At 65.2% G+C, this 397-nt stretch carries 1 protein-coding gene; it reads right to left on the bottom strand.

Features of this window, described 5'->3' with window-relative positions; all coding sequences use genetic code 11:
- On the bottom strand, positions 1 to 397 hold a 397-nt coding region (locus GEV06_28810), incomplete at both ends, for a molybdopterin-dependent oxidoreductase (GenBank protein ID MPZ21845.1).

The raw sequence follows: 397 nt of genomic DNA, 5'->3' as shown, positions 1-397 counted from the left end.
TGGTAGAGGTACTTCATACTGACCGGCTGGCTGTTGGCCACGTTCGAGCCAATGAACACCACGAGATCGCTTCCGATCCAGTCCTCGTAGGAGCAAGTGGTCGCCGCGACGCCGACCGCTTCTTTCAGTCCCGCGGTACTGGGCGCGTGGCACACGCGTGCGGCGTTGTCGATGGCGTTCGTTCCGATCGCGCGCGCCATCTTCTGGGCCGCGTAGTAGTTCTCGTTGGGCTGCCCGCGGCTCGTCATGTAGAAGCCGAGGCGATCCGGTGAGCTCGCGCGGATGCGATCCGCGATGAGACCGAGGGCCGCGTCCCAACTCACGCGGGTGAAGCCGCGCTCGCCTTTGCGTCTGACCATCGGACACGGAAGCCGCCCGAGGTCCCGCAACTCTCCAC

Origin of the sequence: Luteitalea sp. (genome assembly GCA_009377605.1) — a bacterium.
GTDB lineage: Bacteria > Acidobacteriota > Vicinamibacteria > Vicinamibacterales > Vicinamibacteraceae > WHTT01.
This window is presented reverse-complemented; position numbering and strand designations above follow the sequence as displayed.